The organism is Nocardiopsis sp. TSRI0078 (assembly GCF_001905145.1).
GTDB lineage: Bacteria > Actinomycetota > Actinomycetes > Streptosporangiales > Streptosporangiaceae > Nocardiopsis.
In genome coordinates this window covers 535,837-559,158 of the sequence record NZ_LWLB01000012.1, presented here as the reverse complement: position 1 = coordinate 559,158, position 23,322 = coordinate 535,837, and the positions used below count along the sequence as shown (strand labels likewise).

Sequence of the window (23,322 nt, the reverse complement as noted above, 5' to 3'; positions counted from 1 at the left end):
CTCGGGTCGGCGCGTGCCCGAGGGGGTGTCCGGGGGCGCGGTCCGGCTCAGCCGTCGAGTTCGTCGATCTCGATGCTGGGGACCGCGAAGGGTGGGCTGCCGGCCCCGTTGACCGGGTGCCCGCCCCACAGGTTGGGTTCGTCCAGGACGCCGGCGCCCTCGAAGCCGTCGGGGGTGCGCACCACGACGGTCCGTGTCCCGTCGCGGAAGGCCTCGGTCACCTCGGGGCTGGGGGACAGCCGCCCGCGCCAGCGGTAGTCGCCGGTCAGCGGGGAGAAGTGGCCCGCCAGGTGGGCGTGCACCTCCACGGTCCTCTCCTCCCCCTCCTCGCCAGTGCCGGTCAGCACGACCGTCACCGTGCCCTTGTACTCCTCCTCGTCGTCACCGAACCCGCTCACCGCGCCCGCCCTCCGGAGACGGCCGGCACGCGGTCGGAGCGGCGGGAGCCGCGCGCCCGGGAGCGGTCGACCCGCAGGTCGTAGTTGTGGGGGTCGAACCAGCGCGTGCGCAGGGCGAAGTTCCACGTGAAGGTCGGCCACAGCGTGGTGTTGCGGCCGTTCTCGTTCAGGTACCAGCTGTCGCATCCACCGGTCACCCACACGGTGCCCTCCATGGACCTGGCGAGCATCTCGTTGTAGGCCTCCTGAGCCCGGGGGCGCACGTCCATGCGGTCGAGCCCGTTCCTGCACAGGTACTTGAGCGCCTGCATGGTGTACCGGATCTGGGCCTCGATCATGAACACCTGCGAGGTGTGCCCCAGCCCGGTGTTCGGCCCGGCCAGCACGAACGCGTTCGGGAACCCGGCGACGGTGGTGCCGCGGAAGGCCTGCACGTCCTCGCCCCAGTGATCGGCCATCGACTGGCCCTCGGCGTTGAAGATCCGCCGGGCCACGGGCGGGTCGGTCACGTGGAAGCCGGTGCCGAGGATGATCGTGTCGACCTCGTGCTCGGTCTCCCGGCCCGAGGCGTCGCGGGTGACCACGGCGTTCGGGCGGATCTCCACGATGCCGTCGGTGACCACGTCCGCGTTGGGCTGGGCCAGCGCCGGGTAGTAGTCGTTGGACATCAGGATGCGCTTGCAGCCCGCCCGGAAGTTCGGGGTGAGCTTGGCCCGCAGTTCGGGGTCCTTCACGCTGCGGTTGATGTTGGCCCGGCCCAGGGCCTCCACGACCGAGAGCAGCTTCGGGTTCTTGGCGAAGCCGAGGACGTAGCTCTCCCGGCCCCAGTAGATGCTCTTGCGGGCGATCTGCTGGGCGAACGGGATGTTCCGGTACAGCCAGTGCTCCAGCCTGGTGATGTCGCGGTCGTGCCGGAACATCACCCACGGCGCGGTCCGCTGGAACAGCGTCAGCTTCCCGGCCTTGGGCTGGATCCTGGGCACGAACTGGATCGCGGACGCACCGGTGCCGATCACGGCGATCCTGCGGCCGGTCAGGTCGTGGTCGTGGTCCCAGTCCGCCGAGTGGAACATCGTCCCCTCGAACGTCTCCAGACCCTTGATGTCGGGGTAGGAGGGGTCCGCGAGCGGTCCGGCCCCGCTGACCAGGAACTGGGCGGTGACGGTGCCCCGGTCGGTCTCGATCCGCCACCGGTTGCCCTCCGGCTCCCAGTGCGCGGACCTCACGTCGTGTCCGTAGCGGACGTGCCTGTCGACGCCGTGCTCCCCGGCGACCCGCTTCATGTAGTCGAAGATCTCGGGCTGCGGTGAGAAGCTGCGGCTCCAGTTCGGGTTGAGCGCGAACGAGAACGAGTACAGGTGCGAGGGGACGTCGCAGGCGGCGCCCGGGTAGGAGTTGTCACGCCAGGTGCCGCCGACCTCGTCGGCGCGCTCCAGAACCACGAAGTCCTTCAGACCGGCCTGCTTGAGGCGGACGGCCATCCCGATCCCGGCGAAGCCGGACCCGATGATGGCCACCCGGAAATGGGGTGGTGCTTCGGTCACGTTCTGGTCCCTTCGTGCGAACCGGCCCGGAGTACTGCCGCTCGGGTCGGGGAGTGTGACCCCCGGGGGCGTGGCGCGTTGCGCCCCCGGGGGAGTTGCCGCCCCGGAAGGCGCGGCGCGTACGCCTTCCGGGGAGAGGGCTCCCGGGGACGTGGCGCGTTTCGCCCCCGGGAGGTGGGGCCACCGCCGGAGGACGTGGCGCGTTTCGCCCTCCGGCGATGGGGTCTGGGGAGGTGGTGCGGAGCGGGCACGGGGCGGTGCCGTGTCCCGCCGGGGCGGGGCTCAGCCGAGCAGCCCGGCCTTCCTCCAGAAGTAGCGGCCCAGGCCGGAGATGGCGCCGGCGGTCTCCAGGGTGCTCACGACCTTGCGGGCGGCCCAGGTCTTGGTGCCGATCCAGTGGGGGTTGCTCCGGGCGACCCGGTAGGCCTCGCGCGGGTCCAGCCCGACCTGCGCGTACACCTTGGGGTTGATCAGCCGGGTGGCCGAGTAGTAGGTGACCAGGCCGAGCATGACCCGGCTGTAGGCCTTGTTGAGCGGTCCGCGTCCGGCCCAGTCGCGCTGGAACTCCTCGCGGGCGTAGCGCATGTGCCGCGCCTCCTCCACCACGTGGATGCGGGAGACCGAGCGCACCAGGGGCAGGATCTGCTCGTCGGGCACCGCCTCGCGCTGGAGCTGGTCGAGGACCTCCTCGACGAACAGCGCCCCGGCGAAGATCAGCGGGCCGTGCGCGATCGTCTTGAAGAGGTTGCCGAGGTGGAAGGCGACGGGGTCGAGCTTGTGCGTCTTCCAGCCGAGCTTGTCCACCATCTTGGCGAACATCACCGTGTGGCGGCACTCGTCGGCGATCTCGGTGTAGGCGTACTGGACGTGGTTGCTGCTCGGGTCGTTGTGGTAGGCGTGGCGGACCAGCATCTGCATGAGGATGGTCTCGAACCAGATGCCGATGGTGGCGACGCTGGCGATCTCCAGCCGGGAGAGCTCCTTGCGCTGCTCCTCGGTGAGCCGCTCCCACAGGTAGGTGCCGTACAGCGAGACGCGCTCGGGGCGGATCGCCCACATGTCCTTGTCGACGGGGGCGTCCCAGTCGATCTCGACGAGCGGGTCGAAGGAGGCCTTCGCCGAGCCGCGGAGCAGCCGCTTGGCGATGTCCTCGCGGTCGGTGAGTTTGGGTTTGGCGGTGATCTCTGCGGTCATCTTCTCTTCCTCCTCCTCAGGACGCGTCCGTCAGGGCCGGCTGGCCGTTGTGACGCGTGTGGAGTCCCCGGGCGATCTCCGCGTCGCCGAAGGCGCCGTCCGACAGGAGCAGGCCGACCTGGAGCGACGCGATCTGTTCGGTGGTGCCGGGGAAGTGCCGGAACAGGTGCAGTCCGGCGGTGCCGATCGCGGTGGAGGCCACGTCGCGGGGGGCCCGCCTGGCCCCGGCCGCGCGGACCACCGCCATGACGGTGTCGCGCTCGCGTTCGGCCGGGACGAGGCCGTCGAGCGCGACGCCCGTGGCCCGCGAGCTGTCGTGGATGGGGGTGTCGACGTAGCCGGGGTAGACGGTGGTGACCCCGACGTGGGTGCCGTACTCGGCGCGCAGGCAGTCGGCGTAGGCGGTGAGCGCCCGTTTGGACACCGTGTAGGCGCCGGCGAAGGGCAGCTGCAGGTTCGACAGCAGCGAGGCGGTGACGACGACGCGGCCCCTGCTCCGGAGCAGTGCTGGCATCGCGGCGGCGGTGACCCGCCAGGTGCCCAGCAGGTTGACCTCCAGCGCCTGGTGGACGTTCGCGTCGGGGGCCAGGCCGATGTCCACGGCCGGTCCCACGCCGGCGTAGTGGATCAGCAGGTCCAGGCGGCCGTCCAGCTGGTCGACGGCCTCCGCGACGCCCTGGCGGACCTGTTCGTCGTCGGTGATGTCGCAGCCGATGACGCCGGGGGCGGGCTTGCGGTCGATGCCGACGACGTTCACACCGAGGTGACGGAGGACGGCCACGGTGGCGCTGCCGAACGCTCCGGAGGCGCCGGTGACGATGGCGTTCTGGCCGGGCAGCCGGCGCAGGTGGCGCGGCAAGGGGGTCGTCATGTGATCTCCTCCACAGTCATTGCCGGAACGTTACAACGAGCATTGTCACAATGCAATGGGGTGTGGCCGGAAATTTACTGACGAGTAGGGTTCGCGGGTGTCCCTAGGCTTGACCCATGGCCGAATACCGCATTGACGAACTCGCCCGGCTCGCCGACACCACGGTGCGCAACGTCCGGGTGTACCAGGACCGGGGTCTGCTCGCCCCTCCCCGAAGAGAGGGGCGCGTCGGCATCTACTCCGAGGCGCACCTGGCGCGTCTGCGGCTCATCGGTCAGCTGCTGCGGCGCGGGTACACCTTCGCCAACATCGGCGAGATGTTCCGGGTCTGGGAGCGCGGCGGCGACCTGTCCGACATCCTCGGCTTCGAGTCGGCCATAGGGGACGCCTGGAGCGACGAGATCGCCGACTACCTCACCCTCGGGGACCTGAGGGAGCTCTTCGGGAGGGGGGTGACGCCGCGGACCGTGAAGCGCGCCCTGGACCTGCGCGTGCTCGAACGCGACGGGCTGCGCTTCCGGGTGCCCAGCCCCCGGCTGCTGCACGCCGGTGTGGAGCTGGTCAAGCTGGGCATGAGCGTGGACTCGGTACTCGACATAGCGGAGAACCTGCGCGACAAGGTGGGCGGCGTCGCCGAGCACATGGTCCGCCTGGTCGCCGACCACATACTCGCCGAGTACGCCCCCGGCACGGTGGTCAGGAGCGAGGAGACCGCCGAGATGGCCGAACTGATCCGCCGCGTGCGCCCCCTCGCGCAGCAGGCCGTGGACGCGGTCCTGGCGCAGGCGATGGCGGAGAACCTCACCAACGTCATGGGGGAGCACTTCGCCCTGGCGATGGAGTACCTGGAGAAGGAGGGCCCGGACGAGGAGCGGGGCGGACCGGCCGAGGCCGAGGGCTTGGCCGGACCGGTCTGAGACCGTCCCCGGCCGGCTCCGCGGCCCGTGGGCGGACCGGACCCGGAGCGTGTCCACAGGCGCGTGGAGGGTCTTGCGGGCGCAGGAGGGGACGGAGGACCCTGGATTCGGGGGCGCCACCCTCGCCCGGTGACGGGCGCGGCGCCCCCGGAATCCAGCCTAGGACCGCTCTTCCGGCCCCACCAGACCCTCCCCGGCCCTGTGGACGCCCGGGCCCGGGCCAGGCCCTCACGCCCCGGCGTCGTCTCCTGCTGTCGCCGTGGTCGCCGCGGGGGGTTCGGCCCCTCCGGCCACCTGATCCCCGGCCCCCTCGGAACGCGCCGTGGAGTCGGCCACCGACAGCGGCAGCGACGCGGTGAACCGCAGTTCGGCGAAGGCGCCCGCCGGGACGGCCGGGGACACGGGGAACACCGGCCTGACCCGCCGGTACCCGGAGCCCTGCTCCGGCCTGGGGTCCTCCTCGCCCTTGTTCGGCCACATCGACATCGCGCGCTCGGCCTGGGCGGTGATGGTCAGCGACGGGTTCACGCCCAGGTTCGCGGTGACCGCCGAACCGTCCACCACGTGGATGCCCGGGTGCCCGTACAGCCGGTGGTAGGGGTCGATGACGCCGCTGTCGGGGCTGTCGCCGATGGGGCAGCCGCCCAGGAAGTGCGCGGTCATCGGGATGTTGAACACGTCCCCCCACGTGCCGCCCGGGAAGCCGTCGATGCGCTCGGCCAGCCTGCCGGCCGCCTCCTGCCCCTCCGGGATCCACGTCGGGTTCGGCTCGCCGTGGCCCTGCCGGGAGGTCAGCTTCTTCCTCCCTCCCAACAATCCCCGCCGGACCGACGTGGTCAGCGAGTTGTCCAGGGACTGCATCACCAGGCCGATGATGGTCCGCTCCGACCAGCGTCGGTTGGAGAAGCTGCGGGCGAACACGGCCGGGTGGCGCGCCGCCAGGCCGAGGAAGCGCAGCCAGCGCGGGATCCTTCCGCCGCCGGGCACCTGTATGGCGGTGAGCAGTCCCATCGCGTTGGAGCCCTTGCCGTAGCGGACCGGCTCGATGTGGGTGTTCTCGTTCGGGTGGATCGAGGACGTGATGGCCACGCCCCGGGTCAGGTCCTCCGGCGGCGGGACCTGGCGGCTCATCGCGCCGACGAGCGCCTCGGAGTTGGTGCGGGTGAGCGTGCCGAGCCTGGCCGACAGGCGCGGCAGCGCCCCGGAGTCGCGCATCCGGTGCAGCAGGGTCTGGGTGTTGTAGGTTCCGGCGGCCACCACGACCTGGCGGGCGGTGAACGTGCGGGCCTTCGACCGGCGCCGGGGAGCGTCGGTCCGGAGGGTGTCGGCGGCGAATCCGCCTCCGGGCAGCTCGCGCAGGCGTTCGACGGTGGTCAGGGGGTGCACCTCGGCGCCGCCGCGCTCGGCGAAGTACAGGTAGTTCTCGGTGAGGGTGTTCTTGGCGCCGTGGCGGCACCCGGTCATGCACTCGCCGCACTCACGGCAGGCCCTGCGCCCGGGGCCCGCACCGCCGAAGTAGGGGTCGCCCACCGGCTCGCCCGGAGCGGCCCGGTTGCCCTCGCCGTCCTGGCCGTCGCCGAAGCACACGCCCACCGGGGTGAGGCGGAAGGTGTGCCCCACGCCCATGTCCTCGGCGATCGCCCGCATGTGCACGTCGGAGGGGGTGACGGTGGGGTTGGTGCGCACGCCGAGCATGCGGCGGGCCTGGTCGTAGAACGGCGCCAGCTCCGACTTCCAGTCGGTGATGTGCCGCCACTGCGGGTCCTCGAAGAACGGGTCCATCGGGTGGTACAGGGTGTTGGCGTAGTTGAGGGAGCCCCCGCCCACACCGGCGCCGGCCAGGATCATCACGTCGCGCAGCAGGTGGATGCGCTGGATGCCGTACATGCCGAGGCGGGGTGCCCACAGGAAGTTCTTCACGTCCCAGGACGAGGACGGCAGGGTCTCGGGCGTGAAACGGCGTCCCGCCTCCAGGACGCCGACGCGGTAGCCCTTCTCGGTGAGGCGCAGGGCGCTCACGGAACCGCCGAACCCGGAGCCCACGACGAGGACGTCGTAGTCGAAGCGGTCGTCGGCCTGGTCGGGGGAGTTGGCGGTGGGGTCTTTCTTGCGCTCTGAGGGCACGGCTGGTCTCTCTCCAGGTCAGTTGCGGGTCCGTAATGCGCCGGATACGAGTCCGCAACGTTGAATGCGCCATCTAGAAATGTGACAACAACTATTGTAATGTTCGTCACTACCGCCGAGTAGGTTGTGTTCCATGTAACACGCGTGGCGCGCTCCGGCGCAAGTTTCGCTCTCCCTCGCCGCCCCCCGCGGCGGAATACAGGAGGTACTCATGCCCAAGGCTTCCGGCGAGGCGCCAGAGGCGTCCCAGGAAACGCCTGAGCAGCACGAAGGCGGTGGTGGCACCCTCTGGCGCAGATTCGCCCTCGTGGCCGTCCCGGGCTTCGTGGCCGCCGCCGTCCTCGGCGGAATGACCACGCAGGGGCTGCTCGCCGCATCGTTCGCCGTCTCCGGCGACAACTTCAAGATGTCGGCCGACGAACTCGTCGGCCACGGCTTCACGCAGTACGGCGCCCCCGCCCAGTCCGTGGACGGCTCCTCCCGGGCGGTCGGCCTGTCCTCGGTGAGCACCGCCGAGCTGACCAACCTGTGCATGTCCTCCCTCTGGGACCTCTCCATCGGCGAGGCCACCCTGGTCATCGAGGCGGGCAAGGCCGAGCCCGTCGAGGGCACCGACCTCGTCCTCGACATCGAACAGCTCCGGGGCAACGCCGCGTTCGACTCCATCGAGATCGGCCGCGACGCCAGCACGCTGGACAAGGCCGAGGGCGGTCAGGGACCCGCGGGCGGCTTCGGTCTGCAGGCCGACTCCATCACCGTCTCCGACATGGAGCTGACCACGTGGGCGGTCACCTCCGGATCCCTGCGCCTGAGTGGTCTGAGCCTGGCCGTCAAGCCCGGCGACCACGAGTGCTTCTGATCCCATGGCCCACGCACTGACCCTGCTGCGAGCGGGACGGGGACACTTCCGGGACTGGCGGCGCGGCCGGCCGTTCTGGGGCGGACTCCTCCTCGTCGCGGCCGGAATCGAGCTGCTGGTCGCCCCGGCCGCGCAGAGCCTGGTCCTGCCGATCGACCTGATCATCTACGCCGGCATCGCCGGCGTGTCCGGGACCCTCATCGCGCTGCTGATGATCACCCTGGGCGTGCTGAGCTGGCTGCAGCCCGCACAGCACGTCTTCTTCGGGATCGTCGGGCTCCTCCTCGCCCTGGTGTCCTTCGTGACCTCCAACTTCGGCGGGTTCGCCATCGGGATGCTGCTCGGTATCGTCGGCGGCTCGCTCGTGTTCGCGTGGGCGCCCCTCGTCCGGCGGCGCCCGCGGCGGCGCCGGAGGGGGGCGCACGAGGCACCCCAGGGCCGCGACGGGGGCGAGGACGAGGGATCCACGGCCGGAGACGGTACCGACACCAACGCCGAAACCATGACCGAAACCCGGGTGGACGGGGTGGGAGCCGGGAGCGGACCGGACACCGCTCACGACCGGGCCGTCGTCGCCGGACCGGTCGGCGCCCCCGCTCCCGCGGAGGCCGTCGGCGCCCCGGACGGAGCCACCGACGCCGTCGGGGGGACCGCCCCCGACGAGACCGTCTCCGACCCCCGGCGGGGGCCCCGGCCGCTGGCCGCCCTCGCCCTGCCCCTGGCGGCGGCCCTGGTCCTGGCGAGCGCGCCCGCCCTGGACTGGCCCTGGGACTGGTTCACCCCTCCGGGCGACGAGGAGGAGCAGCCCGCCGACGAGCCCTCCCCGTCCCCCTCCACCGAGCCCTCCCCGCCTCCGAGCGCCGACCCGAGCGCCGGTCCCAGTGCGGGGCCCACCGAACCGGGCGGCGACGGAAGCGGCGAGGGCGGTGGGGACGGCGAGGAGGCGACGGAGGACGGAGAGCCGGAGGAGCCGCAGGAGGAGGGCGGGGAGGGCAGCCCGGAGGAGTGCGAGCTGCGCACCGACGAGACCGCCCTGACCGAGTCCGAGGAGGAGTTCCTGGACGCCGTCCGCGACTGCCAGGCGGCCCAGGACGAGGGGCGGCTCCCCGAGGTCCCGCTGGAGCAGGAGTACGACTGCTTCCAGGGTGCGATCAGCACGTCCGGGCTGACCTCCGGCCGACTGACGATGAGCGGCGCGCGCTACGAGGGCGTGGTGGAGTGCCCCACCATGAACGGCCCCCGGAAGTACATCCGGCTGACCATGAGCCGGGCCGACTTCAGCGGCGCCGAGCTGTGGTTCGAGGACGCCGGTACCCGGATGAGCCTCGGCCTGCCCACCATGGTCATGGACGGGACCGTCGAGATGCACATCACCCGCATGCGCGTGAGCATCCTGGGTATCCCGCTCACCTTCACCCCGGACTTCCCGCCCCCGCTGCTGCTCCCGTACATGGTCGTCACGGACGTGGAGGTGGACAACCCCATGGCCGGTACCGACCTCATGAACATCACGGACCTCAACGGGCAGTTCGCCGGAACCTGATCCCCACCGGGCACGGCGCCGGACACGGCGACGGGGGCGCCGCCACCGCGGCGCCCCCGTCCTCTGCCCGCGTCCTACCAGGTACCGGTGATCAGGCGGCTGGGCCGGCCCACGTGCGACACGTACAGCGCGTCGCGCGCCCGGGTGCAGGCCACGAACAACAGCGTCCGCTCCTGCTGGAAGGCGTGCTCCAGTGCCACCTGGTCGCCGTCGGCGGCCTCGACCGCGGCCTTGGGCGGCAGCAGGTGGTCACCGACCCCGACCAGCGCCACGCAGCGGAACTCCTGGCCCTTGAGCCGGTGCATCGTCCCCACGCGCACCGCCTCGGCGGTGCCGCCGCCCTCCAGCGGGGCCGTGCGGACGCCGCGGGCCTCCAGCTCCTTGGCGATGCCGCGCACCACCCACTGGTTGCGCCCGGCCACCGCGATCTCCGCGGGGTTGACCCCAGCCTCCAGCCACACCCGCACCCAGTCGCCCAGCGCGGCGAGCTCCTCGGCGCGGTCGTCGCAGCCGCGCACCACCGGCGCCGGGCCGTGCAGCAGCGAGCGGTAGCCGGCCAGGGTGTCGGCGTTGTCGTCCATGCCCAGGGCCGCCCGGCGGTCCAGGATCGGCATGCTCCAGTCCAGGATCTCCTGCGTCACCCGGTAGCTGACCCGCAGCCGGTGGCCGCGTCCGCGCACGTTGATGCCGAGCGAGGCCAGCGACACCCGGTTGTCGGACACCCGCTGGTGCGGGTCGCCGACGATGAACAGGTCGTCCGGGCCCTCGGGAACGGCGGCGCGCAGCATCCGCCACTGGGCCGGGTGCAGGTCCTGGGCCTCGTCGACCACCGCGTGACGGAACAGGGGTTCGCCGCGGTCCAGGAGCCGGGCGGCCTCGGCGGCCAGCTGCGGGTAGGACCACAGCCCCTCCACCCGCATCGCGCCGACGTAGCGCCGCACGGTCTCCCACACCTGGCGCCGGTGCTCGGGAGCCAGGTGCTGCACCCGGCCGCTGCGCTCGCAGCGGATGTACTGGGGCAGCATCTCCAGTCCCTTGGCGAGGATGACCTGTTCCCACTCGTCCACCAGGAAGCGGCCGGAGAAGGGCAGGCCGTCGGCCAGGGCCACCGCGCGCCAGCGCCGGGCCAGCTCGTCCTTGCCGACCAGGCGGGGCGCCACGCTGGTGTGGGCCTGTACGACCGAGCGGGCGAGGCTGTCGATGGTGGCCACGCGCACCCGGGCGCGGACGCCGGGATCGGGCAGGAGCTGGTCCAGCCGCTCGGCCAGGGACTGGGCCAGCGCGCGGTTGTAGGTGGTCAGGAGCACCGACTCGCGGATGTCGTCGGGGTGCAGGGCCGCGTCGCGCCGGGCCAGGTGCGCGGCCCGGTGCAGCGCGATCACGGTCTTGCCGGTCCCCGGCCCGCCGGTGACCTGCACGGAACCGTTGTAGTGGGTCTCGGTGATCCGGTGCTGGTCGGGGTGGAGCGTGAGCTGCCACTGGTCGAAGGGCGCCTGGAGCGCGCCGGCGAGCTCGGGCGGCCCGGTGGGCGTGGGGTCGGCTCCGCCGGGGGCGGCCCCGACCGGGGTGTCGGGGCGCAGGCCGCGTGCGAAGCGCAGGGCCTCGTCGCGCGGGCGCACGGTGAGCAGGCGGTAGCGCGTGCCGTTCGGGTGGCCGTCGGGACGTTCGTCCCCGGGGCGCTCGTCCTCGCCCGTGTCGGGGGCGGGGACGACGACGCCGGACCAGTCGGGGGCGATGTCGAGGACCCGGACGCGCGGGTCGGCGGCGTCCGCGACGGACTCCAGGTCGGGCCGTTCGCCCGCCTGGTAGGCGCGCATCACGGCCAGGGTGTTGAGCTGGACGTCGGGCGTGAGGCGGGTGAAGTCGCTGAGAAACGTCGGGGCGATCGCGAGGGCGGACACGTCGTGGTTTCCTCCGGTCTTCGACCAGGTGGTGTCTGTGTGCTCGGGGCGGTCGGAGCGGATGGGTGTCGCTGAGCGGATGGTGCCGCGGAGCCGATCGGAGCGGCTCCGCGCCTATTGAGAGGATGCTCGCCGCCGAATTTGGGCAAACGCCGCTCCGGGGGCGATTCCCGTCAGGCTCCGGGTGTTCTGAGGGGCTTGTGTTCACGCAGGTCAGGAGGGTCTTTGCGCAAGTGCGTTCGAGTGTTCCGCGGAGGTTTTTCGGGGGCGTGCCGAAGGGGGGCGGCGACCTGGGGTTCTTCGTCGAGCTTCGATGTCCGTAAGCCTTGTTATGGCTTGTCCGAAAACAGATTCCCCAGGGGTCGCCGACGGAGGGACTGCCTGTTCCGGGTGGTGTTCGTGGGGGGTGTGGGAGCGGGCCACGCGCACGGCGACAAGAGGGACCGAAAAGCACGGGTCGAAGGGAGGCACACGACATCCCGGAGCGCGAGTCGCTCGACGGATCCGGGTTCACCCGGTGGCCGGTTCCGGACACGCTCTGTGCAGAACGCGTCCCGGTGCGGGATCGTGTACTCCAGGGGACCCCGGGGAGGGGAACCGTGTGTGGTTCAGGACTCTGCCGGGGTCCGTCCTACCCCGGCAGAGTCCTCAACCACCCTAGAGAAGCGGTACCCAGTCCCCGACCTCTCCAAAGCGCGCGGGGGCACCGACCTTGGGAGCGCCGGAGCGGTGGCCGGTCCCGCCGGCTCTGTATTCCTTCCATGCCATGTTCTACCGTGGGTGTGACAAAAGGCGGAGAGGACCGGGGCGAGCACAGTGGTCTCCAACGACATGAGCCGGATGCGTGTCTCCGACGCGGAGAGGGACCAGGTGGCCGAGGTCCTGCGGGAGGCGGCCGCGGAGGGGCGGATCACCCTCGACGAGCTCGACGAGCGGCTCGGCGCGGCCTACGCGGCCAAGACCTACGCCGACTTCGAACCGGTCGTCGCGGACCTGCCCACGGGCGCCGGGGCGCCCGTCGGCCGGACCCCCGCGGCGGCGGGCGGCCGCTCCCCGGAGCACGGCGACGGCGGCGACGCCCTCGTCATCCACTCCCAGGGCAGCGTCACCGTCCGCAAGGGCCGGTGGCGGGTGCCGCACCGCGTCGAGGCGCACAACAAGCACGGTGTCACCCGCCTGGACTTTCGCGAGGCCTCCCTCACCTCCCCCGTCACCGAGGTCCACGTCGACGCCTCCTGGGGCATGGCGGACCTGATCCTGCCCGAGGGCTCCACCGCCGAGGTGGACGTGGACTCCTCCTGGTTCGGCGTCCTGCGCTCCAGGGTGGACTCGCTCCGCGGGCCGTCCCACCCGCACTTCGTCATCACCGGCACCTGCCAGGGCGGTTCCCTCCAGGTCCGGCACAAGCGCTCCTTCTCCTGGGCCGGCCTGAGGGCCATCGGCGGCTGAGCCCGGCATCCCGCACGGCGGGGCCGGAGCAGCCGTGCGCCGCCGCCCGGGCGCCCGCCCCCCGTACACGCGCGGCGGTCTGCGCTCCTTCGTCCGGATACCACCACTTCCACAGGTGCGCCATGATGGGGTGCGACACGCGGCCCCGCGCGACCGGCACGGCGGCCACGCGTCCGCACCGGACAGCAGGAGAGGCGGCAGAGTGGGCTTGTGGATCGCGGCGGTCGGAGCGGGCGCGTGCGCCCTGGCACTGGCCCCCTACGCCTGGACCTACGCGGCCAGCGCCGGACGCCGCAGGGGAGTCGACACCGTCCCCCACCGGCCCGTGGCCGTCGTCCTGGGGGCCGCCGCGTGGGACGAGGGGCCCTCGCCGCTGCTCGCCCGCCGCCTGGACCTGGCCGTGCGCCTGTTCGAGAACGGCAGGATCGAGCGGATCATCGTCTCCGGCGACAACCGCGAGGTGTCCCGCCGCGAGACCGACACCATGACCGAGTACCTGGTCAGGCAGGGCGTGCCCGCCGACAGGATCGACGCCGACCGCTACGGCTACCGCACCTGGGACACCTGCGTGCGGGTGCGCGGCCTGTTCGACGTGCGCGCGGCCACCATGGTCACCCAGTCCTTCCACCTCCCCCGCACGGTCGCCCTCGCGCGGGCCGCCGGGATCGACGCCGTCGGGGTGGGGGACTCCAGCATGGGCGCACGGCGCCGCTCCACGGTGATCGGCTACGCCCGCGAGGTCGGCGCCGCCGTCAAGGCCCTGCGCGACGCACTCCTGCGCCCCGCACCCGCCCACGCCGGGCTCTAGGCACTGTTTTTTGGAAGTGAGAGCGGAGCAGGGTCTGCTCTGGCAGGGTGGGTGAACGTGCCCGGACGCCATGAACTCACCGATGCCGAGCGGGCCCTGCTCGCCCCGCTCATGCCCACCGACCCTCACAAGGGCAAGAAGTGGGCCGACCACCGCAAGGTCATCAACGCGATCCTGTTCCGCACCCGCACCGGCATCCCCTGGCGAGACCTGCCCGAACGCTACGGACCCTGGGAGACCGCCGCCGGACGCCACCGCCGCTGGTGCATCGACGGCACCTGGCAAAGGATCGCCGACCGGCTGCGGATCGACGCGGCCAGCGGCGAAGAGCTCATCGCGGGCGTGGACTCGACCACGGTGCGGGCCCATCAGCACGCTGCCGGGGCAGCGAAAAAGGGGACCGGGTCCGGGACGAACCGGACAGGGCCGAAGCACTGGGGCGCTCCCGGGGCGGGCTGACCACCAAGATCCACCTGCTCGCAGACCAGCATCGGCGCCCGTTGGTGCTGGCCACCACCCCGGGCCAGCGCGGGGACAGCCCCATGTTCGAGCCCTTGATGGGCGATCTCCGGCTGCCGCGCAGTACGGGCCGGCCGCGCACCCGCCCGGACCGGGTGCTGGGCGACAAGGCCTACTCCAGCCGCGCCAACCGGGCCCACCTGCGCCGCCGCGGGATCAAAGCGACCATCGCCCAACCCCGCGACCAGCGCGAACACCACCGGCGCAAGGGGTCGGCGGGCGGTAGGCCCCCGGTCTTCGACCAGGTGGCCTACCGCGACCGCAACACCGTGGAGCGGGCGATCAACCTGCTCAAGCAGAACAGGGCGGTCGCGACCCGCTATGACAAGCGGGCCGCGATCTTCGACGGGACCGTGCAGGTCGCCTCGATCCGGATCTGGCTTCGAGACCTCACCCGTTCAAAAAACAGCGCCTAGTCGTGGCCCTGAGCGTCCAACAGCGACTGCCGCTCTTCTCCCGCGGTGTGAAAAACCCCAGGCACGCCCGCTGCCGGTTGTTTGGCTTCTCCGCGATCGCGGTCGGATACGGCTGGTGCTGCGCCAGGATCGCGTAGAACCGGGTCTGGCGGTCCACCAGGGTGACCACCGCCGTCTTGCCGTCCTTGCCGAGGACGGGTCGGGTGGCGGGGACGCCTCGCCACCGCGTGGAGCGGGGCGCTGGACCACTCCCGTGACCACGACGCCCCCGGGCCCCAGAGGCCGAAGTGCGGCCGCGCGCGATCACGCCGTCGCGGCGCTGAAGCGCTACACGGGAGTCCATTCACCCGGGTCAGCGGGTAGGACCGGGGCCGACCGGGACGACCGGACCGGTCCTACTCGTGCCCGCGACCGCGGTCGCGGAGCAGCTGCTCCGCGGTTCTGTTCACCACGCGCACCGGGTAACCCCCCGTGAAGTCGAACGCGAACAGGGCGACACCGCGTTGGTCGGCGTACTCGACGGCGGCGTCCGTGTAACGCGAGGAGGTGAAGAACACGGCCACGTCACCGACCCGGGCCGCGCCGACCAGCTGCTGCACCTCAGGGCGCCCAACGCCTTTGGAGTCGTAACGTTTGACCTGCACGGAGATACCCGAGGCGGTAACATCGATCCCCGCGTCACCCGACGGAGGCGTGGCCCGGGCACCCCGGAAACCCTGGCTCCGCAGCCACTTCGCCACGAATGTCTCGGCCTCCGTGGGCGTGTGGATCCGCGTCCGTGCGCGCTCCCGCGCCTCCTGCTTCCTCTTCCGCTCGGCTGCGGCCTCCTCGTCCATCACACGCGCCAGCCAGCCCTTGGGCCTGGCCGCCGCCGTGTCCTGGCCCTTTTTCGCCCGCCTGCGCCTGCGCAGAGCGGCGAGCGCCCAGTACAACAGCAGGCCGCCCACGGCCGACGGCCCGAGAGCGTCGATGAGAGCGGGCTCCTCGGAGCGGTATTCCACGAACAGGGCGGCGGAGAACGCCACCGAGACCAGGACGAAGACCACCGTGGATCGTTCTGGCCCGGTCCGGATCGCGGGCGAGTTCGCCTCGCCATCCGAAGACGACGCGGGGGATGAGGGTGAGGGGGATGGTTCTGGAGTCACTCTGTGTCCTCTGCTTCCGAGGATGCCGACTCTTTGCAGCAAACCAAGAAGAGATCAAATAAGGAAAAATTGAGCATATAGGACATATCTTGACCGCGCCCGGACGCGGCCACTGCCGGGCTCGACATAGGGCGACCGACCCTTGCTCGCCCTGCTCATGCCCCCGAACCCGCGCAAGGGCAGGAAGTGGGCCGACCACCGCCGCATCGTCAACGGCATCCTGTTCCGTGCCCCCGCCGACATTCCCTGGCGGGACCTGCCTGAGTGCTGCGGCCCCTGGGAGGCCGTCGCGGGCCGTCACCGACGCTGGTGCATCGACGGCACCTGGCAGCGGATCGCCGACCGGCTTCGCATCGACGCCGCTACCGGCGAGGAGCTGATCGTAGGGATCGACTCCACTACCGTGCGGTCCCATCAGCACGCCGCCGGAGCGGCGAAAAAGGGGAAATAGAGTGGGAGGAACCGGACGGGGACGAGGCCCTGGGCCGCTTCCGGGCGGGCCGACCACCAAGCTCCACCTGCTCGCCGACTCCCGCCAACGGCCCCTGGTCATGCTCTCCAGCCCGGGCCAGCACGGGGACAGTCTGATGTTCGAGCCGTTGATCGCCGCGTTGCGGCTGCCCCGCCGTGTGGGCCGGCCCCGGGCCCGTCCGGAACGGGTGCTGGGCGACAAGGCCTACTCCAGCCGGGCCAACCGGGGCCACCTGCGCCGCCGCAAGATCAAGGCGACTATCACCCAACCCAAGGACCAGTGTGAGCACCGCCGTCGAAACACCGTGGAGCGGTGTATCAACCTGCTCAAGCAGAACCGGGCGGTCGCGACCCGCTATGACAAGCGGGCCGTGATCTTCGACGGGACTGTGTTGGTGGCTTCGATCCGGATCTGGCTCCGTGACCTCATCCGTTCACAAAACAGTGCCTAGGCCCGGGCGGTACGGCCGCGGTCCCCGGACCGGGATAATCGGCACCATGAACGCGACCACGGAAAACGACCCACACGGCGGCGCGGAGAACGTGGACTGGGCGGCCCTGGCCCCCGAAGGCGGTGCGCGCATCCCCGAACTGCTCGCACAGCTGGCCGGAAGCGACGGCGCACTCTCCGACCTCCACGACATCATCCACTTCCCCGCCCCAGGCCACCTCGCCGCGCCCAAGGCGGTCGACTTCCTGGTCGACATCGCCTGCGCCGAGTCCACCCCGGCCCCCGACCGCTGGCGCCCCCTGAGCCTGCTGCTGGAACTGGTGGCCGGGCACGCCGAGGACCGCTTCCCCGAGCCCCTCGGCCTCGACCAGTGGCAGGACGAGGTCGCCTGGGCGACCTCCAACGACGCGGAGAAGGTCCGCGAGCAGTACCGGTCCTGGGCCGAGGAGGCCCCGGACGAGCAGCACCACCACCGCATGCGCAACCGGCTCGCCGTCATGGAGCAGCCCGGCGGCGCCGAGCTCCTGCGGGCCGAGCTGGACACCTATGAGGCCGTCCGCGCCCGCATTCCCGACCTGGTCACGCTGCTCAGGGGCGGCGCCAACCGGGGCGGCATGGACCGCGCGGGGGAGTGGGTGAGCTACCTGCTGGGCTTCCTGACCGCCGACGCCGAGCGGATCGCGGCCGAGATCACCGGCGCCTCCCAGATCCTGCTCGCCAAGGACCTGCGCCCGACCCCGCAGACGCCCACGAACCTGCGCGACGTGATGAACGGGATGGACAGCGGCGAGCCGCTGCCCGCCGAGCTGTTCGCCCTGGGCCGGCTGGCCGACCCCTCGGACGTCGACACCTCCGTCGGCCTCACCCACCAGATGGCGGGCGGGAACCTGTACAACTCCTTCGCCGCCTCGGTGGCGATGGTGCTCATCCACGGCGAGAACACCCCGCGCGAGGCGCTGCGCCGCATCGGCCGCGGCGGCGGCACCTCCATCGGCTACGAGGGGCTGTTCAACGAGTCCTGGCCGCACTGCGGCGGCCGCTCCCCGCAGGTCCTGGGCTTCCTGGCGCTGGGCCGCGCCGGTGACCGCGCCCGACGCCTGCGCCTGGACATCCTCCCCGGCCTGATCAAGGGCGAGGACGAATCACGCGCCCTGGTGACCGGTGCGGGGCTGGAGATGGTGCTCGGTCCCCGCAGCAAGGGCCACACCGCCGAGGAGCACGCCAACGCCGACTACGACGAGGAGACCCTCAAGGTCCTGTGGGCGATCGCCGAGCTGCCCGCACCGGCGTGGGAGGACGAGGAGTTCACCCGGACCCTGGCCGCGTGGGCGCTGCCGGACAACGCCGAGGAGTTCTGCGAGCTGGTGGGCGTGGAACCCGACCCCGAGCCGCAGCAGGCGCCGGACCCGCGGCCGCAGGCGCCCTCCGCGCCCCAGCCCGGCGGGCTGCTCGGACGCCTCTTCGGTGGCGGCCGCTAGCCTCCGGGGCGCACGCCGACCCTCGGGGCGCACGGGCTCCGGCAGGCCCCGGGGCTTCCGGAGCCGCGGGGCGCCCGTCGCGGTGGCGGACCGCCGAGCGGCGGCGGTCCGCCGAGGGCGCCCGTGCCACCGTGACCGCGTCGTCGGGACCGGAGCACCGGATCGGGGCGCGGACGCCGTGACGGGCACTCCGGCGGGGCGTTCCGACGGGCCGGTCGTCCACAACCGTCCACGGCCCCTACCGCCGACCTCCGGGCTGCGGTTTCCTGGATACGGGGGCCCCAGGAGCCGTCGGCCTCGTGCTGCCCTCACACTCCCCGCGAGCTCACTCGCGCTCCAGGGCCAGGGCGTCGTCCACCCCCGTCTCGTAGTCGCCCAGGAACGTCGGATCCGGCCGCAGCACCACCGTGCCCAGCGCCGCCACCGCCGCCGGGACCTCCCGGAGCCACCCGTACACGGTGGCGAAGGTACGCTCCCGCAGGCTGGAGTCGGCCACGCCCACCGCGTCGATCCCCGCCGCCCGGCACAGCCGCACCGCCCGGGGCAGGTGGAAGTCCTGGGTGACCACCGTGGCCTCCTCCACCCCGAACACCTCATGGGCCCGCGCGCACGAGTCCCAGGTGGAGAACCCGGCGTAGTCGCCCACGATCCGCTCCCGCGGAACCCCGGCCTCCACCAGGTACTCGCTCATCGTGTCGGTCTCGTTGTAGTGCTCGACGCTGTTGTCCCCGGTCACCAGGACGGCGTCCACCCTCCCGTCGAAGTACAGTCCGGCGGCGGTGTCCAGACGCCGTGCCAGCAGCAGGCTCGGCTGGCCGTCGGGGCGCACCCCCGCGCCCAGCACCAGCGCGACCGGGCGCTCCGGCACGGTCTGCGCGGTGTGGCGGTGGTCGGAGGTGGAGGAGAGCACCCACAGGAACGGCGCGCACCCCGCCACCATCGCGAACACGGCCAACAGGGCGAGGTGCCGCAGCCGCAGCCGTCGCCTGCGGGAGCCGCCGAAACCGCCGGAACCGTCGTCGGGAACGGGGGCCCGGGAAGCGCCGGAGTCTGAGGTCGTCACGCCCGGGAAGACGTCCGGGCCCGCTCCGGAGTTCCGGCACGGCACCGGGAGGGGGAGAACCACCGTCCCCCGGAGCCCTTCGCCCACCGTGGAATCCCGTGTCCGCGAAACCGGCTGTCCTCCCGGCGCGCGGCGCGGTTAGAGTCGCCGCATGCCTTTCCAGTCACAGCACGACGACCTGCCCGCACGGCTCAGAGCCCTCGCCGACCTCATGCCGGGGAACATGCGCGAGGGCTCCGGTATGCACGAGTACGACGGGAAGGTCGCCGACATGTCGCCGGACGGGGTCCGGGACGCGCTGTCCCGCCTCGGCGGCGACCCCCTCGACGACCCTCACGACGAGGCCCACCTGGCCGCCTTCGAGAACGCGCTCCGCTACGAGCTGGGCGAGCTCCGGCTCCACCGCGCCAACCCCCTCTACCACCTGAACGAACTCGACCTCTCCGGCTACGACCGCGAGTACGCCCCGCAGGCCGATCGCGACGCCGCACGCATCGCCCACCTGGCCGAGTGGCCGCGCGTGGTCGACAACGCGATCGAGGCGCTGGACCGCGTGCCCGCGCCCGTCGCCGAGGCCCTCCTCGGCGCCGTCCGGGGAGTCGCCGACGGACTTCCCGACGACCTGCCCGCCGACGTCCGCGAGGCCGCCCTCGCCGCGCACGCCCGGCTGGTCTCCCACATGGAGCGGGCCGCGCAGGAGGGACCCGGGAGCGCCGGGCTCGGCGCCGAGGCGCTCGGCCGCCTGATGGGCAGCGGCGAGGCCGTCGAGGTGGACCTCGCCGACCTGGCCGCGCGCGCCGACGCCGAACGCGACCGCCTGCGGACCCGCCTCGCCGAGGCCGCCGGACGCCTCGCCCCCGGCCGCGGCCCCATGGAGTTCGTCCGCGAGCTCACCCGCCGGCACCCCGACACCGACGGCGTCCTGGACGCCGCCCGCCGCTGGACGGAACTGGCGCTGGAGTTCACCGCCGAACGCGACCTGGTGCCCCACGGCGACGGCGAGTGCCGCGTGGACGTCTCCCCGCCCTCCCAGCGCTGGGCCACCGCGATGATGGCGTGGTCCGGCCCGTGGGAGGCCGACACGCCCTCGTTCTACTTCATCACCCCGCCCGACGCCTCCTGGACCAAGGAGGAGGCCGACGAGTGGCTGGAGATGTTCAGCCACACAACCCTGCCCGCCGTGAGCGTGCACGAGGTCGCCCCGGGCCACTTCTCCCACGGCCGCGCCCTGCGCCGGGCGCCCGGGCCGGTGCGCCGTGCGCTGCACTCCATGACCTTCGCCGAGGGCTGGGCGCACTACGTGGAGGAGATGTGCGCGGAGGAGGGCTTCGGAGCCTACGCCGCCGAACGCCTGGGCGACGCCGCGTGGACCGCCGACCACTACGAGATCGGCGTGTGGGTGGAGGCGCTCATCCGGGTCACCCGCCTGTCCGTGGCCATCGGGGTGCACAGCGGCACCATGACCGTGGAGGAGGCGGCCGCCCGCTTCGCCGAGGACACACCGCTGCAGGGGCCCGCGGCCCTGTCGGAGGCGCGCCGCGCCACCTTCGACCCCACCTACGGCCGTTACACCTGGGGAAAGCTGGAGATCCTGCGGCTGAGGGAACAGGCGCGTGAGCGCTGGGGGGACGGTTTCACCCTCGCCCGATTCCACCGGGCGCTGCTCGACCTGGGCTCCCCGCCGCTGGGACTCATCGACGCCGTGCTCGACAACGGCTGATCCGGGCGGGCCGGGGCCGCCCGGGGCCGTCCACAGCCATGCGCCGGCGGTGGCGGCGCGGGCGGGCGGCACGGGAGACTCGAATACGGGGGTGCCGAGCTCCGCCAACGGCGGCGTGCGGCGCCCCCGGGCCGAGCCTACGCCGCACTCCACACACCGTGCCAGGTGCTCTTCGCGCCTGTGGAGGACCCGCCTTCGCCTGTTCCAGGGTGCCGGGTCCCTGCCCCGGCGCGGCTCCAGGACGCCCCGGCCCCGCTCCGGGCCGGCCCGGACTTCACTCCGGCGCGGCCGGACCCCCTATTCCGCCACGCCCAGCTCGGCGAGCGCGGCGCGTACCCGGCCCCGCGCCGTACCCAGCGCACGCGAGGCCGTGGTCGCGTCCACCCCGGCCAGCAGCGACACCAGCGCCGCCCGGGTGTCGCCCCCGGCCGCGTTCAGCGCCTCCGCGCACAGCCGCTCGTCCATGCCCGTGGCCTGCGTCAGGATGGTCACCACGCGGCCGCGCAGCTTGCGGTTGGTGGCGTCCACCCCCACCATCAGGTTCGAGTACGTGCGCCCCATCCGCACCATCACCGCGGTGGAGAACGCGTTCAGCGCCAGCTTCTGCGCGGTGCCCGCCTTCATCCGGGTGGATCCGGCGATCACCTCGGCACCCGTGGACATGCCCACGTGGACGTCCACGCCCCCCGCCAGCGGCGCCCGCGGGTTCGCGCTGATCAGCACCGTCGACGCCGAGCGCTCCCGGGCGGCCTCCAGGGCACCGCCCACGTACGGGGTCCGGCCACTGGCGGCCAGCCCCACCGCCAGTGAGCCCGGAGCGATCCCGGCCGCGTCGGCGCGCCCCGCCTCCCAGTCGTCCTCGATCCCCTCCACGGCCCGCGCCAGCGCCTCACCGCCGCCCGCGTGGTGGGCCACCACCCAGTCGGCGGGAACACCGTAGGTCGGCGGCAGTTCGGCGGCGTCCTGGGCGGCGATCCGCCCCGACGTGCCCGCGCCGAAGTAGTGGATGGCCGCCCCCGCCTCCAGGGCGGCCACCCCCAGCTCCACGGCCCGCGCCAGCTCCGGCAGGGCCGCTCCCACCGCCGCGGGGACCGTCACGTCCTCGGCGTTGATCTGGCGCAGCACGTCCAGCGCCGGAAGCAGGTCGATGTCGTGGGTACCGGAGTTGCGGGCCTCGGTGGGCGCGCGCACGATCACGGCCCCGCCGTCCTCCTCCGGGGCGGCGACCTCCCCCGGAGCGCGGTCCTCCTCCGGGGCGTCGCCGCCGTCCGGCGGGGTGTCCCTCCGGCTGTCGTGCACAGCGCTCTCCTGTTCGATCCGCACCCGTGCCGTTCCTTTCCGCCCATCCGTCGGACGCGTCCGGACCCGCGGTCGGGCGGATCCGGGCGACGGGGCCGACGCGTACCGGGTCAGCCGTCGTTTCCGTCCGTGCTCCTGCCGCCGGGGCCCTCGCCCCTGCGGCGTCTGCGGTCGTCGTTGATCCGCAGCCCCCGCACCGCCTCGAAGGTGGTCTCCAGCGCGGTGCGGCTGTCGGTGTAGCGGCTCTGCGCCAGACCCACGAACAGGCAGTCCACCACGGTCAGCTGTGCCAGCCTGCTCGCCGTGGCCCCCGACCGGAACGTGGTCTCGCGCGCCGCGGTGGTCAGCACGTGGTCGGCGAACCCGATCGCCGAGCGGGGGAAGTTCGTGATGGCCACGGTCCGCGCGCCGCGCCGCCCTGCCTCGGTCAGCGCCTGCACGGTGTCTATGGTGGTGCCGCTGTGGGAGATGCCGATGGCCACGTCGCGCTCGTCCAGCAGCGCCGCGCTGGTGAGCATCACGTGCGCGTCCGACCACGCGAACGAGGTCAACCCGATCCGGTGCAGCTTCTGCTGGAGGTCGGCGCCGACGAACGCGCTCGCGCCCACCCCGTACACGTCGATGCGCCGGGCGCCCGCCATCGTGTCGATGACCGTGCGCAGCACCTCCACGTCCAGGGAGGCGCCGGTCTCCTCCACCGCGCGCGCGTCGGTGTAGGCGATCTTCTGGACCACCGTGACGAGGGTGTCGTCGGGGTTGATGTCGCTGGACAGCTCCGGCGAAACGGCACGGGCGCCGCGTGCCTGGCCGGCCTCGGTGGCCAACGCCAGGCGCAGCTCCCGGTAGCCGCCGAAGTCGATGGTGCGGCAGAACCGGATCACCGTGGCCTCGGAGGTGGCGCAGTCCTTGGCGAGCTGGGTGATGGAGGAGGCGGCGGCCCGTTCGGGATCGTCGACGACGTGCTGGGCGACCCGCCGTTCGGCGGGCGCGAGGGAGGGCAGGAGCGACCGTATGCGTAGGACGGTCGTGGGAACGGGTGGCGCGGAGACGTCCCGGGTCTCCGGTCGGCCGTCCGAGTCCTTCGGGATTTCCGCCATGGAGGAAAGTTTCTTTCGGTCGTGGTGCAGAGTCAACGAGGCAGGGGGAGAAATC

Annotated in this window: 18 protein-coding genes and 1 pseudogene; 9 read left to right on the top strand and 10 right to left on the bottom strand. The window is 72.4% G+C overall.

Annotated elements, in window-relative coordinates; genetic code table 11:
• Window positions 1-47 precede the first annotated feature (47 nt).
• The 4 genes from A6A08_RS12655 to A6A08_RS12640 all read right to left on the bottom strand — a co-directional run bounded on the left by A6A08_RS12655 (window position 48) and on the right by A6A08_RS12640 (window position 4,007).
• Window positions 48-398 (bottom strand): DUF4873 domain-containing protein, encoded by a 351-nt coding sequence (locus tag A6A08_RS12655; RefSeq protein WP_073702741.1) that lies wholly within the window; start codon window positions 396-398, stop codon window positions 48-50.
• Window positions 395-1,942 (bottom strand): NAD(P)/FAD-dependent oxidoreductase, encoded by a 1,548-nt coding sequence (locus A6A08_RS12650; protein WP_073702740.1) that lies wholly within the window; start codon window positions 1,940-1,942, stop codon window positions 395-397. Before A6A08_RS12650 ends, A6A08_RS12655 begins: the two co-directional genes overlap by 4 nt.
• Before the next feature lie 282 nt (window positions 1,943-2,224).
• Window positions 2,225-3,136: a diiron oxygenase gene (locus A6A08_RS12645; protein ID WP_073702739.1), complete on the bottom strand. Its 912-nt coding sequence runs from the start codon at window positions 3,134-3,136 to the stop codon at window positions 2,225-2,227.
• 16 nt (window positions 3,137-3,152) lie between these two features.
• Window positions 3,153-4,007 (bottom strand): SDR family oxidoreductase, encoded by an 855-nt coding sequence (locus tag A6A08_RS12640; protein ID WP_073702738.1) that lies wholly within the window; start codon window positions 4,005-4,007, stop codon window positions 3,153-3,155.
• A 116-nt stretch (window positions 4,008-4,123) separates the two neighbouring features.
• Between A6A08_RS12640 and A6A08_RS12635 the strand changes: the two genes are divergently transcribed.
• Window positions 4,124-4,924 (top strand): MerR family transcriptional regulator, encoded by an 801-nt coding sequence (locus tag A6A08_RS12635; RefSeq protein WP_073702737.1) that lies wholly within the window; start codon window positions 4,124-4,126, stop codon window positions 4,922-4,924.
• 228 nt (window positions 4,925-5,152) lie between these two features.
• Here the strand turns inward: A6A08_RS12635 and A6A08_RS12630 are convergent, their stop codons facing one another.
• Complete coding sequence (locus tag A6A08_RS12630) at window positions 5,153-7,048, bottom strand: GMC oxidoreductase (protein WP_073702736.1); 1,896 nt, start codon at window positions 7,046-7,048, stop codon at window positions 5,153-5,155.
• Window positions 7,049-7,259: 211 nt separating this feature from the next.
• Between A6A08_RS12630 and A6A08_RS12625 the strand changes: the two genes are divergently transcribed.
• Both A6A08_RS12625 and A6A08_RS12620 read left to right on the top strand, forming a co-directional pair.
• Window positions 7,260-7,907, top strand: coding sequence for a DUF6230 family protein (locus tag A6A08_RS12625; RefSeq protein WP_073702735.1), 648 nt, complete (start codon window positions 7,260-7,262; stop codon window positions 7,905-7,907).
• A 4-nt stretch (window positions 7,908-7,911) separates the two neighbouring features.
• On the top strand, window positions 7,912-9,450 hold the full coding sequence (locus A6A08_RS12620; RefSeq protein WP_073702734.1) for a DUF6114 domain-containing protein: 1,539 nt from the start codon (window positions 7,912-7,914) through the stop codon (window positions 9,448-9,450).
• Between the two features lie 74 nt (window positions 9,451-9,524).
• Here A6A08_RS12620 and A6A08_RS12615 read toward each other — a convergent pair whose 3' ends face one another.
• Window positions 9,525-11,351 (bottom strand): UvrD-helicase domain-containing protein, encoded by a 1,827-nt coding sequence (locus A6A08_RS12615; RefSeq protein ID WP_073702733.1) that lies wholly within the window; start codon window positions 11,349-11,351, stop codon window positions 9,525-9,527.
• Window positions 11,352-12,182: 831 nt separating this feature from the next.
• Between A6A08_RS12615 and A6A08_RS12610 the strand changes: the two genes are divergently transcribed.
• The 3 genes from A6A08_RS12610 (at window position 12,183) to A6A08_RS27065 (ending at window position 14,543) form a co-directional block, all read left to right on the top strand.
• Window positions 12,183-12,800, top strand: a complete 618-nt coding sequence (locus A6A08_RS12610) for a DUF1707 domain-containing protein (RefSeq protein WP_073702823.1) — start codon at window positions 12,183-12,185, stop codon at window positions 12,798-12,800.
• A gap of 202 nt (window positions 12,801-13,002) precedes the next feature.
• Window positions 13,003-13,608 (top strand): vancomycin high temperature exclusion protein, encoded by a 606-nt coding sequence (locus tag A6A08_RS12605; RefSeq protein ID WP_073702732.1) that lies wholly within the window; start codon window positions 13,003-13,005, stop codon window positions 13,606-13,608.
• Window positions 13,609-13,719: 111 nt separating this feature from the next.
• Window positions 13,720-14,543, top strand: a protein-coding gene (locus A6A08_RS27065) for an IS5 family transposase (protein ID WP_378698084.1) whose coding sequence is annotated in 2 segments (ribosomal slippage) — window positions 13,720-14,034 and window positions 14,037-14,543 — 822 coding nt in all. Because the reading frame shifts where the segments join, the coding sequence is not laid out codon by codon here.
• 395 nt (window positions 14,544-14,938) lie between these two features.
• On the opposite strand, the gene A6A08_RS12590 is transcribed toward A6A08_RS27065, so the two are convergent.
• Window positions 14,939-15,589, bottom strand: a complete 651-nt coding sequence (locus A6A08_RS12590; protein ID WP_073702730.1) for a restriction endonuclease — start codon at window positions 15,587-15,589, stop codon at window positions 14,939-14,941.
• A gap of 256 nt (window positions 15,590-15,845) precedes the next feature.
• Here A6A08_RS12590 and A6A08_RS27060 point away from each other — a divergent pair.
• Window positions 15,846-16,611, top strand: a pseudogene (locus A6A08_RS27060) (IS5 family transposase).
• 46 nt (window positions 16,612-16,657) lie between these two features.
• Window positions 16,658-18,088: a hypothetical protein gene (locus tag A6A08_RS12575; RefSeq protein WP_073702728.1), complete on the top strand. Its 1,431-nt coding sequence runs from the start codon at window positions 16,658-16,660 to the stop codon at window positions 18,086-18,088.
• A 325-nt stretch (window positions 18,089-18,413) separates the two neighbouring features.
• On the opposite strand, the gene A6A08_RS12570 is transcribed toward A6A08_RS12575, so the two are convergent.
• The gene (locus A6A08_RS12570) at window positions 18,414-19,151 is read right to left on the bottom strand and encodes a vancomycin high temperature exclusion protein (protein ID WP_073702727.1); all 738 of its coding nucleotides are present in this window, start codon (window positions 19,149-19,151) and stop codon (window positions 18,414-18,416) included.
• Between the two features lie 151 nt (window positions 19,152-19,302).
• Here A6A08_RS12570 and A6A08_RS12565 point away from each other — a divergent pair, with 151 nt between their 5' ends.
• On the top strand, window positions 19,303-20,871 hold the full coding sequence (locus A6A08_RS12565; RefSeq protein WP_073702726.1) for a DUF885 family protein: 1,569 nt from the start codon (window positions 19,303-19,305) through the stop codon (window positions 20,869-20,871).
• Between the two features lie 297 nt (window positions 20,872-21,168).
• Here the strand turns inward: A6A08_RS12565 and A6A08_RS12560 are convergent, their stop codons facing one another.
• Together A6A08_RS12560 and A6A08_RS12555 are read right to left on the bottom strand one after the other, a co-directional pair.
• Window positions 21,169-22,194, bottom strand: a complete 1,026-nt coding sequence (locus tag A6A08_RS12560; protein ID WP_073702725.1) for an N-acetylmuramic acid 6-phosphate etherase — start codon at window positions 22,192-22,194, stop codon at window positions 21,169-21,171.
• A gap of 86 nt (window positions 22,195-22,280) precedes the next feature.
• Window positions 22,281-23,267, bottom strand: coding sequence for a MurR/RpiR family transcriptional regulator (locus A6A08_RS12555; RefSeq protein ID WP_073702724.1), 987 nt, complete (start codon window positions 23,265-23,267; stop codon window positions 22,281-22,283).
• Window positions 23,268-23,322: the final 55 nt, after the last annotated feature.

Coding starts and splice junctions, on each gene's coding strand:
- A6A08_RS12645 (WP_073702739.1), bottom strand. CDS start 3,136: ATGACCGCAGAGATCACCGCCAAACCCAAACTCACCGACCGCGAGGAC.
- A6A08_RS12640 (WP_073702738.1), bottom strand. CDS start 4,007: ATGACGACCCCCTTGCCGCGCCACCTGCGCCGGCTGCCCGGCCAGAAC.
- A6A08_RS12635 (WP_073702737.1), top strand. CDS start 4,124: ATGGCCGAATACCGCATTGACGAACTCGCCCGGCTCGCCGACACCACG.
- A6A08_RS12625 (WP_073702735.1), top strand. CDS start 7,260: ATGCCCAAGGCTTCCGGCGAGGCGCCAGAGGCGTCCCAGGAAACGCCT.
- A6A08_RS12620 (WP_073702734.1), top strand. CDS start 7,912: ATGGCCCACGCACTGACCCTGCTGCGAGCGGGACGGGGACACTTCCGG.
- A6A08_RS12610 (WP_073702823.1), top strand. CDS start 12,183: ATGAGCCGGATGCGTGTCTCCGACGCGGAGAGGGACCAGGTGGCCGAG.
- A6A08_RS12575 (WP_073702728.1), top strand. CDS start 16,658: ATGAACGCGACCACGGAAAACGACCCACACGGCGGCGCGGAGAACGTG.
- A6A08_RS12565 (WP_073702726.1), top strand. CDS start 19,303: ATGCCTTTCCAGTCACAGCACGACGACCTGCCCGCACGGCTCAGAGCC.
- A6A08_RS12555 (WP_073702724.1), bottom strand. CDS start 23,267: ATGGCGGAAATCCCGAAGGACTCGGACGGCCGACCGGAGACCCGGGAC.